The 12,789-nt window shown below is 65.7% G+C and carries 10 protein-coding genes; all 10 read right to left on the bottom strand.

Features of this window, described 5'->3' with window-relative positions:
- Positions 1 to 56 precede the first annotated feature (56 nt).
- Positions 57 to 1,646, bottom strand: coding sequence for an AMP-binding protein (locus G3N99_RS06610; RefSeq protein WP_241011513.1), 1,590 nt, complete (start codon positions 1,644 to 1,646; stop codon positions 57 to 59).
- A gap of 13 nt (positions 1,647 to 1,659) precedes the next feature.
- Complete coding sequence (locus G3N99_RS06605; RefSeq protein WP_174985328.1) at positions 1,660 to 2,487, bottom strand: SDR family NAD(P)-dependent oxidoreductase; 828 nt, start codon at positions 2,485 to 2,487, stop codon at positions 1,660 to 1,662.
- Between the two features lie 149 nt (positions 2,488 to 2,636).
- Positions 2,637 to 4,142, bottom strand: a complete 1,506-nt coding sequence (locus G3N99_RS06600; RefSeq protein WP_174985326.1) for a DKNYY domain-containing protein — start codon at positions 4,140 to 4,142, stop codon at positions 2,637 to 2,639.
- Positions 4,143 to 4,217: 75 nt separating this feature from the next.
- Entirely contained in the window at positions 4,218 to 5,258 is a 1,041-nt protein-coding gene (locus G3N99_RS06595; protein WP_174985324.1) for a DUF3592 domain-containing protein, read from the bottom strand.
- Between the two features lie 235 nt (positions 5,259 to 5,493).
- Positions 5,494 to 5,913: a hypothetical protein gene (locus G3N99_RS06590; protein WP_174985322.1), complete on the bottom strand. Its 420-nt coding sequence runs from the start codon at positions 5,911 to 5,913 to the stop codon at positions 5,494 to 5,496.
- Between the two features lie 188 nt (positions 5,914 to 6,101).
- Positions 6,102 to 7,061, bottom strand: a complete 960-nt coding sequence (locus G3N99_RS06585; RefSeq protein ID WP_206121967.1) for a hypothetical protein — start codon at positions 7,059 to 7,061, stop codon at positions 6,102 to 6,104.
- A 40-nt stretch (positions 7,062 to 7,101) separates the two neighbouring features.
- A complete protein-coding gene (locus G3N99_RS06580) occupies positions 7,102 to 7,491 on the bottom strand; it encodes a hypothetical protein (RefSeq protein WP_174985318.1) in 390 nt (129 codons plus the stop codon).
- Positions 7,492 to 7,599: 108 nt separating this feature from the next.
- On the bottom strand, positions 7,600 to 8,052 hold the full coding sequence (locus G3N99_RS06575; RefSeq protein WP_174985316.1) for a hypothetical protein: 453 nt from the start codon (positions 8,050 to 8,052) through the stop codon (positions 7,600 to 7,602).
- Between the two features lie 86 nt (positions 8,053 to 8,138).
- Complete coding sequence (locus tag G3N99_RS06570) at positions 8,139 to 11,051, bottom strand: tetratricopeptide repeat protein (protein ID WP_174985314.1); 2,913 nt, start codon at positions 11,049 to 11,051, stop codon at positions 8,139 to 8,141.
- Positions 11,052 to 11,617: 566 nt separating this feature from the next.
- Positions 11,618 to 12,529, bottom strand: coding sequence for a LysR family transcriptional regulator (locus G3N99_RS06565; protein WP_206121966.1), 912 nt, complete (start codon positions 12,527 to 12,529; stop codon positions 11,618 to 11,620).
- Positions 12,530 to 12,789: the final 260 nt, after the last annotated feature.

Genomic DNA, 12,789 nt, shown 5'->3' with positions numbered 1-12,789 from the left:
TCGCGGACGTCATGATGCTCCGCCGTGCCGTCAGCGCTCGACGGATCGACGCCGTCCTACGGCCTGGAGCCGGTGTCGACCGCCCCCGACGCGAGCCGGCCACGCGTCAGTTTTCCGATCGCGTTACGCGGCAATGCTTCAACCACCGTCCAGCGCGTCGGGCGCATATAGGCGGGCAGTACGCTCGCAATATCGGACGCCCCGATTTCGTGGCCCGGCCTCAGCACGAACCACGCAACGATGCGCTGCCCGCCGTCCTCGGCGGCAAGCCCGGCCACCGCGACGTCGACGACTTGAGGCAGCGCCATCAGTCGATCCTCGACCTGCTGCGGGTAGATGTTTTCGCCGCCGACGATCAGCATGTCGTCCATCCTCCCCAGCAAATGGAGCCGCCCGGCGTCGTCTCGCCACCCTTTGTCTCCGGTCGCGAAGGTATGCGCGGATACCGGCGGCTCGCGTGCATGGTCGTATCCGCCGAAGACCAGCGGCCCCGTCACGACCACTTCGCCGATCTTCCCCGGGCCCAGCGTGTCGCCCGCATTCCCTCGAATGACGACCTCCGTCCCGTGGACCGGGTAACCGACGCTGTCGGGCGCGTCACGCAGATCCCGCGGGTCCGCGATCGTGATCAGGCCCGCTTCCGTGCTCCCGTAAAGGTTGTAGAGCACCTCGCCCCAGCGGTCGGAGGTTTCCTCGATCAAGCGCGTGGGCATCGGCGCCGATCCCGACACGATGCGCTCGATCGCGGCAGGCGGATCGTGCAGCGATGCGTCCAGCATGCGGCGCAGCAAGGTCGGCACCACGACGACGTTCGTTGCCTGCGTGCGCCTGGCGATTGCCCACAACCCGCTGCCGTCGGTATGACGCGTGAGCGCCACCGGACACCGAAGCGCCAGGCCCAACGCCAGCGTCGCGATGCCGTAGCCGTGAAACAGCGGTACCGCGATCAGCGTGCGCGCCCCGGTTCGCAACGACAGCCGCGACACCAGGCTGACCATGATTCCGGCGACCTGCTTCACGGACAACGCGCGGCGCACGCCTTTCGCGGCGCCGGTCGTGCCGGAGGTCAGCACGATCAACGCGCCCGGCCTGCGCCGACCGAGCCGCGCGGGGGGCGTCGAGGCGATCAATCCCGGCAGATTCGGGCCGGCATCGCCCGCCTCACGATCCGCGAGCGCTCCGCTCCATAGCACCCGGCCACGAAAACCGGCCTCCTTGACGTGTGCTTCGTATTCCGGATCGACGACGAGCGTGCGGACATCGTGACCGTCGAGCGCCACCGCCAGCTGACGCCCGTCGAATCGCGTGCTCAACAGGACGACGTCGGCACCCAGTCTCATCGATGCGAGCAACGCGATGACGAAGCCGCCGTGGTTCCGGCACATCAATCCGACCCGGTCGCGGTGCCGCACGCCCATGCGGTCGAGCGCGGTAGCCAGCGCGTCGACGTCGAGCACGAGTTCCCGCCAGCTCCATTGGCGCCGATCGTCCGTCAGCGCGGCTTCGTCGGGTGCGAGGTCCTTCCAGAGCGCCGCGAGCACATACATCGACCATCCGTGCCTGACGCCCAGCCGGACCACACGCAACCCCAGCGCGCCCGGCGCGGGCAGGCCGCTGACGCGCAGCGCTCGCCATACCCATCGCATCGCGGTCAACCAGTCACGCATCGCGCTTCCCCGATGCATGCCGCGACGTGTTTCTCCGATGCAGTGCCGCGAGCATCCAGTCGACAGGATGACGAAACAGAATCGCGAGCCATTCGCATGGCCAGAGCCACCACGGCGCAACGCGCCGCCGGCGCGACACCAACGCGTAGGCCAAGACGCCCGCCGCGTGCTCGGCGGACATGCCTGGCACGCGTTCGAACACGGCGCTGGGCGCGCTCATCGGCGTATGGACCAACGGCAGATAGACCGATCCGAGATCGACGCCTTTGCCGCGCAACTCGCCCGCCACCGACTGAAACCACGTGTCGAACGCGCTCTTGCTGCTCTGGTAGGCCGCCCAGTAGGGCGTCGCGGGAAGCCGGGCCGACACCGAGGACACGTTGACGACCTGCCCCGCGCCGCGCGCCATCATCAGCGGAAGAATCCGGCTCAGCAACGCGACCGGCGCGACATGGTTGATCTGGTTGCAGCGCAGCGCATCGCGCAACAGTTGCTCGCCGTCGGTCACGCGTCGGCGAATCGATTTCCCGGCGTTGCTGATCATCACGTCGATCGCCGGAAACTCGGCTTCGATCCGGTTGCCCAGTGCATGCACCTCGCCCATCTCCGCGAAATCGACGCAGTAGTAGTGCACGCTTGCCCCTTTCTCCGTTGCCTGCCTGCAGACATCGGCCAGTCGCGCTTCGTTGCGCGCGACCAGGAGCAGCCGTACGCCGGGCTGTGCGAGCAGCCGCGCGGCAGCCGCGCCGATCCCGGACGACGCGCCGGTGATCAGGATGGTCTTTCCCGCCAGCACGCGCCGCAATCGTGCTTCGTCCACACAGGTTCGGGGGCAAAGCCAGCTCGGCATGGGCGGTCGCGACATGATGCGGATACGTCTCCGAAAGAAATACGTCGGTCAGAAAAATGTGAAGTCGAACGCGTGGGGAGACGACGGACTGCCGTCGTCCTCGCCCGTTCCGAAAGAGGTCATTGCTTCCAGAATTCCCACGTTGACGGATAACGCGAGGCAACCCGGCAAACGACCGTGCTGTCCGATGAATCCAGCCGCTGGATATCACCGGCCCGAAGCACGCTGACATAGTATTGTGCGGACCGGAGATCGCGCTTGAGCCCTTCCGGATCGCTGACGATATACAACGCATCGTTCAGAAAGACGTTCTTTCCGGCGCTTGGCGCGAAATACAGTTGGGAGCCGCCTCGCCACAGGATGCCGCGCGACTCGCCCTGTCCGCCGCCCAGATCGGCAACTTTGGTCCACTTCGACGCCGGCAGTCCGGGCAGCATCCACAATTGCGTCTTGCGGGCTTTCAACGATCGATCGCTTCGTCCATTCCCCCACTCGTCGACGGCGCGTATCACGAAGGCATTGCGATCGTCGGTCCATACGCCGGGCGAGAGCATCACCGGCGTTCCGGCAAACGGGTTGGCGCAGCCGCGCCGGAGCCCTTCACCCCGATAGTCCCAGAACCAGATTCCCGACGCGCCATAAAAAAGCTCGTGATTGGCACGGTCACGGTCGGCGATCAGCAGATGCAGCGAACGGCTGTCCACGCCGTCGACTTCGGCAGGAAACGGTGTTGCGCCGAAGTAGAAGCGCCCGGTCGCACGGTCCTGCCCGTAGACGTTGTCCCATTGGTCGCTGTCCGGCCGGAACGCGACGAATGTCGCCGGCCCGGCGCCCGGCACCACGTTGCCCTGAAAATACACGCGGCGGCTGTCACGCGCGTAACGATCGTCTACCCGGCCGGCCAGGTCTCCCCGGCCGAGCTTCACCGTCTGGAGCGACGCGCCGTCGGCGCCCGGAATCACACTGCCTTCGTAGAAGGCGTGCACGCCGTCCTGCGCGTACGCATCGACCACGATCTTCAGATTCGCGGCATTCACCGATTCCAGCGGAACCAGCACGTAGTCCGTGGGACGCGGCTTCTCCGGGCTATCCTCGCTCTGGCTGTGCGTGAAGTCGTGCCACCAGTGATAGGACGCGTTCTGCTTTGGCCGCGTGCAATACCATGCGCGTCTTCCGTCGCTGACATAGCCGTCGCTGACGAAGCGAACCTGTTCGGGACGCAACTGCGGAATGACGCGCGAACCGCAATACACCGCACTGCGATCCTTGCCGAGACTTTGCGAATCCGGGCCGCCGAGCGGACCAAAGCTGCCGGCATCGGCACCGGGTACCCGATAGTAGCCCTGCCCGCCGATGTTCATGTAGATGCGCCCCTGATGGAGCGTGTAGATACCGGGCAGGCTTTTGCCGCTGCCCGCCGAGTCGTCTTCCCCCGGCGCATCGACGACCACGAAGACGACGGCGATCAGTAAAGCGCTTGCCAGCAGGAGCGGCGCCGTCAACCGGCCGGCGAACGCACGCGGGCGGCCGCCACCGGCGCCATGCGATTGCCGGGCCCGCCACAGCACGAGACCCGAAATCAGCGCGCCCACCACGAGCAGCAGCAGGATCATCAACAACACCATGCGACACGCCTCCCCGATCGATCGCGGTCTCCATGTGGCGCATCACGTCGCGGCCCGGCTGGTCGCTGCATCACGTCATCGCTCCCGTGCGAAAACGGCCGCCGCAACGTAAAGGGTGAGCCCGACGAACCACGCAACCAGCACGATGTCCGACAAGCCCAGACTGTACGCCACGAACACGTCGTCGTTGACGAATGCGATCGCATAGCCTGGCTGGGCCGGGTCGACATAGGCCGGGACGTGACGCCCCTCGGCGGCATCCGCCGCGCGATCGAGCCGCCCGGCGGTCGCAAACCAGCGGAAATCCACGGCCTCCGCCTGCCCGCGCAATTTTCTGCCTTGCCATTCATAGCTGACGTCGCACTCGATCTGGTCGTGCCCCTTCCGGCCGCCGGTGTAGCGCGGCGCGCAATCCACCAGGATGCCGGGTACCTCCACCAGCTCGCGGCCGACGAACAGCCGGTGGTTCGCAGGCCGGTTGGTCAGCGTGTAGAGCATCGCGAACAGCAACAGGCACCACAACAGCCACACCGCGAACCGGCGCGGCCCTTTTCGCCATGGACGAGCGTGCCTGAGCACCAGATTCCCCTGCTCGTCGTACGTGTAGTCCGCGCGGCGCTCGGGGCTGCCCGCCAGTTTGCCGGACACCAGAAAGACGGCGACGAACAGCCCGACGAGGATCAGCATGTCGAGCCCCCCGATGGGCGCCTGTAACCACGCTTGCGGCACATACTGTGGCCGGTCGACGCCATGCAGCCCGTCGACATGGAGGTCGACGTCGATCGGCGTACCGTCGTCGAAAGCGGCGAGCTGGCGATGCAGAACCGCCAGCGTGTTGAATGCACTGTCGGACTCCCATGCCAACGCCCTGGCGGAGATCGGCTTGCCGGCGCCGTTGTAGTCGAGCGTGCAGATCACCGCATCAGCGTGAACATTGCCGCGGCGAACGAGCGCGCACTCGCGAGGCACAGCCTTTTTCGTGACGTACGAACCAAACGAAAGGCCGCGCACCAGCAACAGGTGCGCAAACCGCGGCGAGAAGATCAGGCACAGAAAGACGGCCGCACCCAGCGAAAGGATCGCTGTCGTTCCCCACGAAGCACGGCTTCTGCTCATGCGTTGCCCCCTGCAAAGGACGTCCGCCTCGTGATGCATGCCGCCGTGTCCACCCCGATACCCGATCGGCCGAAGACGGATGCATGTCGCGTTCTCGCGTTACCCCCCACCTTCATCGAAAGCCGCCTCCCGTCCGGAACCCCCGAAACAGCGTGACGCGTCGGCGCAGCCGTTCGTGGTCGATGTCGGCGTTCGTCGAGCGCCGGCAAGTGGAACAACGACCCGCCAGCACCGGCTATCCGCACGGCATCGAGGCGGCGTCATCGGCCTTGTGCGCGATGAACGACCCGTGAACGACCTGCGGCCGGCCCTCCCGGACGAAGGTCGCGTTGAAATCGACTTGCCACGCACCGTTGCCGGCAGCCCGGACATCGTAACGACCTTTGGCGCCGAGCTCGCATCCGTTCGAGTCGCACAGATAGACGCGGGCCTGCCCGCGATCGGCACGAACGGCCTCCGACGCGCTGACGACTTCGGCTTCCGAAGCATCGGGCACGGTCAATCGCACGCTTCGTCCGTCCTTCGCGGTGGACGTGATGACCGGCAGGGGCGCATCGTTGGAGCCGCACGTGTGACCGATCAGGCCGTCCGGCCAGACGTCCCGCGTGTCGCGATCGGAACACCCGCATGCCAGGACGGAGATCGCGGCGATCAAGGGCCACGCCAGGAAGCGAGGCCTGACCGGCCGTGCGCCGTTGACGCCTGAATCGACTCGTTGTCCTGACCGATCGGATATCGGACGCTTCATGTCGGTTGCTCCGGGCTGGGAGGCGTACGAAAGGCACGGCGGTCGTCGCCGCAGGCAGCGTTCGAGTCGGCGCCGCGGCAACTCCCGAATGACGATCATGCAGTCGCGTTCCATTGCCGTGCCAGTTGAGCAGCCAGCGCGGCCCAGCTTGCCGGATCCGCCAGCAGTTCGTTCAGGAACGCCAGTTCACCGCGAAACCGGAACGGGCATGCCGGCGCGTCTTCAGCCAGCACGCGGCTGTACGAGGCCGCCGCTGCCGGCAGCATCGCCGCCAGTGCGTCGCTCGCGACCGCACGCTTGCGGCGGGCAAGGGCCACGATGCCGACAGGCAATAGCGGCAAGCCGGCCAACTCGCCGTAGCGAACCCGCGCCCAGCCGGAACGGCGAAACGTTGCGACGACCTTGCCGAACGGTGCGACCGGATCACTGTCGCCCGCGTGAAGGGCGAGTAGTGTTCCAACCAGCGCCCGGTCGAATGCCCCGCTCTCGGCAAGCACGCGGTCGATGAACGCGTCCCACGCCGCCGGCCGGGGCAAGCCGTGCTCGATCGCGGCCATCAGCTTCGTCACCAGCACCACCATGCCTTCGACCGCCGGCGTTTCGTCGGGATCGCCCCAATCATCCGCGGCAGGCACCTGCACGCGGTAGGTCGCTTCATCGCCGGCGGCCAGCGCCACCAACGGATCGGTGAAACACGCTTTCGGGCCGAATGGCGCATTCGCAAGCGCGGTCAATGTCGAGACGCGCACGTAGGCGGACAACAACGCGCGAAACCGCACCGGCGCCTGATTCCAGGCCGCCGTCACGATCGTTGCCAGGTCCTTGCCCATGCCCTGCAGATTCAACAGCCGCCACGCCTGCGGCGTCAGCGCGGTGACGAAGCCCGGCCGGCCGTTCGCATAGCGGCCTCCGCTCCGGGGAATCTGCGCGAGGTGTCGTTCCAGTCCGGCCAGCCATTCATCGATTGAAACGTCGTTCATCAACAGGCCATCCCGTTGAATGTGGTCGAGCAGGCAGGCCCCCGGGCAACCCCGTCGGCAGCGGGAACCACGCATGCCGCCGGGCCGGTTGCGAGCGCCTGCCGGCCATGCCGGACTAGTTTTTCAGAAAATGCGGTTCCAGCTGGTCGATGTTTTTCGTCCACGAGTGAATGTCGGAAAGCAGCGGATCAGGAAAGGGCAGGATGTCCCGGGACTCCGATGGCGCGGATACCCATTCTTGCCCGTCCCAATGGAAATCCGCCTGTGCTTCGGACGTCTCTCCTTGCCTCATCATCACTATCAGCGTACAAGCAACCTGGTCCTTATAGCGTGGCTTCAACGCAGGCATGCAGGTTCCAAGCACAACGCGGCCATCGGCCTCTGCATGCATTGCAGCCGTCGCCTCCTTGTTCGTGAGTCTCGTTGCCGGCAAATCGGCATGACACGCGACAAGAACAATCGCCGTTACCGCAAGAATCAGGTGCTTCACGATGAAACGGGTCATATATACGAAGCCCCGACAAGGTTTTCTCCCGACACATTCCATTGACCGACAACGATCTGCTCCTGGCAGCCATGTCGGCGCTACCCGCCGGAATGACAAGCCGGTGCGTCACCCGGCTCGCGCCTTCCCGAAAAAGCGACTCGTCAAGATGCTCACGATGAACGCGATCAACACCGCCAACCCGAACCGGATCGGATAGATACTGACCAGTTCGCCTGAAACGAGCGCCCAGTCCGACGTGCCGATCGTCATCGTGAATTCGACGACGAACACGATCACCGCAACCACGTTGCAAACCAGTATCACGCGCCGCGTCGATTTGACGACACGACCGAGCGCGAATGCACAAACGAACCACGCACCCACCACCGAGGCAATCAACGGCATCGCGGTCGGAATATTGATGGACGCGTCGCTCGTATTGCGTGAGACGTTCTTCAGTGCGGCCCATATCAGATCGGTCGACAGAATCCAGATGAACGGCACGAGGAACGAGAGACCCGGAATCAGGGTTCGTGCGATCCAGGAGTCGTGCACCCTCGCGACGAGATAGCTTTTCATATGATTCGCCATTCCTGCCCGGCAGGCTGCCGGATTTCGATGCTTCGATCAATGGGCATGGCGTGTGCCGATGCGCGTCGCGCAGGCTACTTCCCCATCAGCTTGCCGCGCGCGGCCTTGAACAAGCCGACCAGCCCCAGCCGCCCGCCGGGCAGCGCCAGCAGCTCCTTGTCCAGTTCCTTGCGCTGCGTCTCGCTCAATTGCCGCGGCGGCAGGATCAACAATTCCCGGTACATCGCCACGGCCTTCTCGGGTGCCCCTGCGGGCGCATAGGTGCGGGCCAGGCTGATACGCGCCCTGATCAGTTGCGCGTTGATCTGCTCGTCGGTCTCGCCGCTGCACGCCTGAAGCAGCCGCTCGCACGGACGCAGCGCGTCGGCATGGCGGCCCAGCTTGCGCAGCAGGATGCCGAGGTTGACCGCCGACTTCGCGGCCTGCAGCCTCAGGTTCGCCTCCCCGGCGGACAGGTAGCCGTCGAGCACCTGGCGATAGCCGGCCAGCGCGGATTCCGGATCGCGGTCCGCCAGCGTGCAGGCCTTGCCGAACATCGCACTGGCCACGCGCAAACGCAGATAGGCCACGTCCGCATGCCGCCAGCGGTCGATAATCTGCGCATAGACCTCCAGTTCTTCGTCGTGACGGCCCAGCTTGTCCAGGTCGACCGCCTTGTTCGACATGGCCAGGGCCACGTCTTTCTCGGCCGTCGTCGACAGGTCGCTGCCATACCGTGCAATCACCTCGTCGTTGACGGCCAGCGACGCCTCGCGCTGGTTCAAACGCGCATAGCAGAACGCCTTGTTGGTCATCGCATTCCGGCACAGGCGCCGCAACTCGGGATGCAGCGATTCGACGTGCTGCGTCAGGATCTGGTCGTACAGTGCGATCGCGTCGCGATACTCGTCTTCGTCCCGCAGGGCGTCGGCGCGGTCGAGCGTTCCGGCGATCGCGTCGCGCTGTGCAGGCGTCAGGTCTTCGTACTGGTCGCCATAGTTCACGGCCACGCCGCGATCCTGCAAACGATTGAGGCAGGTCAGCCGGCTGGCGGCGCCCTTCGCCACGCTGTCCCGCAGCTTGCCACCGGTGGCGTTCGCAAAGCGCGCCATCAGCGCGTCGTACACCGGCAGCGCTGCGTCGGGACGATCCAGCCCGTTCAGGAGCAGATAGGCCTTGTTCAGATACGCACTGGCCACGCGCGGCTCGATGGCCGGCGCCGCATCGGCCGCGAAGCGGTTCAGCAGCAGGTCGTAGCTCGCGATGGCCTCGTGCGGATGAGCACGTTCGCGCTGGTGAACCGCGAGGCTGTACAGCGCATCGGCCACCATCGACCGGACGGATGCATCGTCGTCCGCATGAAAGCGTTGGTCCAGCGCGTGCACGGCCTGCGCGTATGCCTGCTCGGCCGGCTCGAGCGGCACCGACTGGCCGAACGGTGTGTCGTCGTCCTTCGGCGGAGTGGCCTCTGCAAGGATGTCGATGCGCAGGTCCATCGCACGCGCCACGGCCCGGCGCAACGATTTGTCGAACCCGGCTTTCCCCGATTCGACCACGTCATCCAGAAGGTCCGGCGCCAGCGACAGCGCATCGAGCGCCTCGTCCAGCCGCTCCATTTGACGCAGCAGACGGCCGCGCTCGATCTGCACGTTCACGCGCAGCCTGCTCAATACCGGATCCGTTTCTCCGGTCGACGCATCAGCAGGCAGAAGCGCGAATGTCTCCAGCGCTTGCCTGGGTCGTCCCAGCGCACGCAAGGCCCAGGATTTGAGCAGCAGGATGCGAACCAGTCGCGCCGATGCGGCCTGAATCGGTCCGGAGCGCTGCAGATGCTGCAACAGCCGCTCCGCCTCATCGAGCACTTGCCCCGGACGGTCCCGGGCCTCGAGCCGCTCCAGCATCGCATCGATCAATTCGGCCTGCACCGCTGCATCGGGATGGTCGCGATAACGCGTCCACTGTTCGTCCGCGACCTTGTCGGCCCGTTCCAGATGGTCATCCTGATCGTCTTGATCGCCGTCGTCCGTCCCGGCATCGCCCGACCGGCGCAACGCGCGCGCCTTGTGACGCAAGGCCTGATTGACGCGCAGCACCACGAAGCCATCGTGGCTGTCGGCGTGATCGAGAATCAACGCGTCGCATGCGTCGATCCACGCGTCGAGATGATCTGCATCATTGCCAGCCTCATCGGCCGCTTCCTCGGCCCACGCTATCGCATCGAACCGGGCCAGGACATGCGTTTGCCGGATCTCCGGACACGTGCTGCGTGCATATCCCGCCAGCAGCGCGCGTTGCTCGGATCGGGCTTCTTCGTCGCGATGCAACACCTTGAGCAAACGCGAGCGCATATGCAATGCGTCGGCCGCCACCTCCTGCTCGCCTGGATCCTCCGACTCTGCGAAGTCGGCCCGCACCGCCGAAAGCTCGCTCAGCGCCTCGTCGTCGTAATCGAGTTCACTCAGCATGCGGGCCCGGCGCAAGCGGATGCGGCCAACCAACGCACGCGTCGCGGGCCACTCGTCCGCGCCGAACCGCTCGGCCAGGCGCTGTGCGTGACGCACCATGTCCACGCGCGCGAAGGTTTCGCCCATCGCGGTACGAATCCTGATCTCCTCCAGCCCGGCATAAGCCACCCACTCGCGCACCGCCAGCGCCCGTGTATGTTCGAAGCGTGCCTGTACCGACCCGGCGATCTCCAGGGCCCGATGCAGCTCGCTTTGCCGCGCCAACGCCACGACCTTGCGGCAGGCGGCCTGGACCAGCCAGGGCCATGCGCTCTCCGGCGTGCCGGCACCTTGGTCGAAATAGCGCGTGAATGCGTCGACCTCGGCCACCGCATCGGCATTTCGCTCCAGCGTTCCCAGCGCCTCGATCTTGCGCAGCCATGCAGCGGCCAGGTGCTCCTGCAATTCGACCGGTGCGGCGGCAACCGTCGGCGCAGCCTGCAGCAGGCGAACGCACACCGCTTCCGCTTCGACCCGCGCCTTCTCTGCGCTGTCTTCCGTCATGCGCATACCGCCTCCTCAGCACCGCATTTCACACGGCACGGTCCGAACGACCCGGGTGCGGACCACGACGCATCGCCACAACGGGTCTGGGTGCCGTGAAGTCGTCTGTTGTCCGTATCGTCGATACCGTCGTCACCACACCATAACTCGTGATCGATGGCTCACCGACATCGCGATCCGGCCAGGGCTTGCGCACCCGCATTCTCTACTTTGTCGAAGCATATGACGAATTAGCTACGATTCAGCCACATATCGGCGCCTTGAGCGGGTCAATATATCGAGTCGTTAAGCAATGCGGTTATCGGCTTTGCTCGCATGGCGAGGGCTCACGCCCCCTCGCAGAAACCAACGGCATCGACAAACCGGCCGTGGCAGCACCGAAACGCATGGCGCGGTTCAATCACGGACCGACATCGACTCGGCATGAAGCGCACGTACGGACCGGACGGCGTGCCTCGAATCTCGACGACCTCGATCGTCACGTCGTCATTCTTCTTCGTCTCCCCGTTGCGCGTCGCGCGGTGGCCAATGCACGACGGTCGGGCTTCGAGTAGGCTGCCGGTCGATCAACCGCCCGCCGCCACCCCGGCAATCCGTTCGCGCAGCCGCGGCGCCACGAAATCGAGAAACGCCCGCAGCTTCAGCGGCATCGGCGCCTGCCCCTTGTGCACCAGGCTGACCGGCAGCGGCTGCGATTCGAACGTATCGAGCACCACGTCCAGCGTGCGATCGCGCAACGCCTGAGCAACCTGATACGACAGCACGCGGATCAGCCCGACGCCGAGCACTGCCGCATCGATGGCCGCCTCGGCCGTATTCACCGCGAAGCGCGAGTGGACGGGCACCGTCAGCTCGCCCTTCTCGCCGTCGAACACCCACGCGCGCCGCGACGCCAGCACCTCGAACGTGATGCATTGATGCCGCGCCAGGTCGGCCGGTTCGGCAGGTGCGCCATGCGCAGCCAGATACGCCGGGCTTGCGCAGATCACGCGGCGCACACTGCCGACGCGGGTCGCCATGAAGCTGCTGTCGGGCAACTCGCCGATTCGCAACGCGACGTCGATCTGCTCTTCCATCAGGTGCGTGACGCGATCGGTCAGCACCAGCCGCACGTCGATCTCGGGATACTGCGCGAGAAACGCGGCCACCACCGGCACGATATGCAGGCGCCCGAACACGATCGGCGCGGTGACGATCAGCTCGCCGCGCGGGGCCGCGTATTCGCCGGTGGCGGCGCGCTCGGTTTCCGCGATGTCGTCGAGGATGCGCCGGCAACCGGCGACGTAGGACTCGCCCGCCTCGGTCAACGACAGTTGCCGCGTCGTACGGTGCAGCAGCCGCGTGTTCAGGTAGGACTCGAGTTCGGCGACCTTGCGACTCACGGTCGCCAGCGGAATGCCGAGCTGGCGCGCGGCGGCCGACATGCTGCCGGCATCGATCACCGCCACCAGCAGCGACATCGACTCGAGGCGGTTCATGTTGCCTCTCAATTTTCGGAAAGATGATTCCAGATTCTGGTGGATTATCTTTTCCAGTGCAAGACAGTACGCTCCTTTCACCTCGTCGTCGCCGGCCGATTCCGCTATCTGCGACGGCCGATCGCCATGAAAAAGGAGCCTGCCATGAACGAATTCCCTGTCGCATCGGGCATGCCGCCCATCGCGCCGCGTGCCGCCACGCCGCCCGCCACCGCGTCGCGCGGCAAGATCGTCGCGATGGCGGCCATCGCCGGCGCGGG

The organism is Burkholderia sp. Ac-20392, assembly GCF_017104585.1.
In the GTDB taxonomy this organism is placed as follows: Bacteria; Pseudomonadota; Gammaproteobacteria; order Burkholderiales; family Burkholderiaceae; genus Burkholderia; species Burkholderia lata.
This window is presented reverse-complemented; position numbering and strand designations above follow the sequence as displayed.

Excerpts from the sequence above, each read along its gene's own strand:
- G3N99_RS06610 (WP_241011513.1), bottom strand. The coding sequence starts at position 1,646 with ATGCGATGGGTATGGCGAGCGCTGCGCGTCAGCGGCCTGCCCGCGCCG.
- G3N99_RS06600 (WP_174985326.1), bottom strand. The coding sequence starts at position 4,142 with ATGGTGTTGTTGATGATCCTGCTGCTGCTCGTGGTGGGCGCGCTGATT.
- G3N99_RS06595 (WP_174985324.1), bottom strand. The coding sequence starts at position 5,258 with ATGAGCAGAAGCCGTGCTTCGTGGGGAACGACAGCGATCCTTTCGCTG.
- G3N99_RS06585 (WP_206121967.1), bottom strand. The coding sequence starts at position 7,061 with ATGCGTGGTTCCCGCTGCCGACGGGGTTGCCCGGGGGCCTGCCTGCTC.
- G3N99_RS06580 (WP_174985318.1), bottom strand. The coding sequence starts at position 7,491 with ATGACCCGTTTCATCGTGAAGCACCTGATTCTTGCGGTAACGGCGATT.
- G3N99_RS06575 (WP_174985316.1), bottom strand. The coding sequence starts at position 8,052 with ATGAAAAGCTATCTCGTCGCGAGGGTGCACGACTCCTGGATCGCACGA.
- G3N99_RS06570 (WP_174985314.1), bottom strand. The coding sequence starts at position 11,051 with ATGACGGAAGACAGCGCAGAGAAGGCGCGGGTCGAAGCGGAAGCGGTG.
- G3N99_RS06565 (WP_206121966.1), bottom strand. The coding sequence starts at position 12,529 with ATGAACCGCCTCGAGTCGATGTCGCTGCTGGTGGCGGTGATCGATGCC.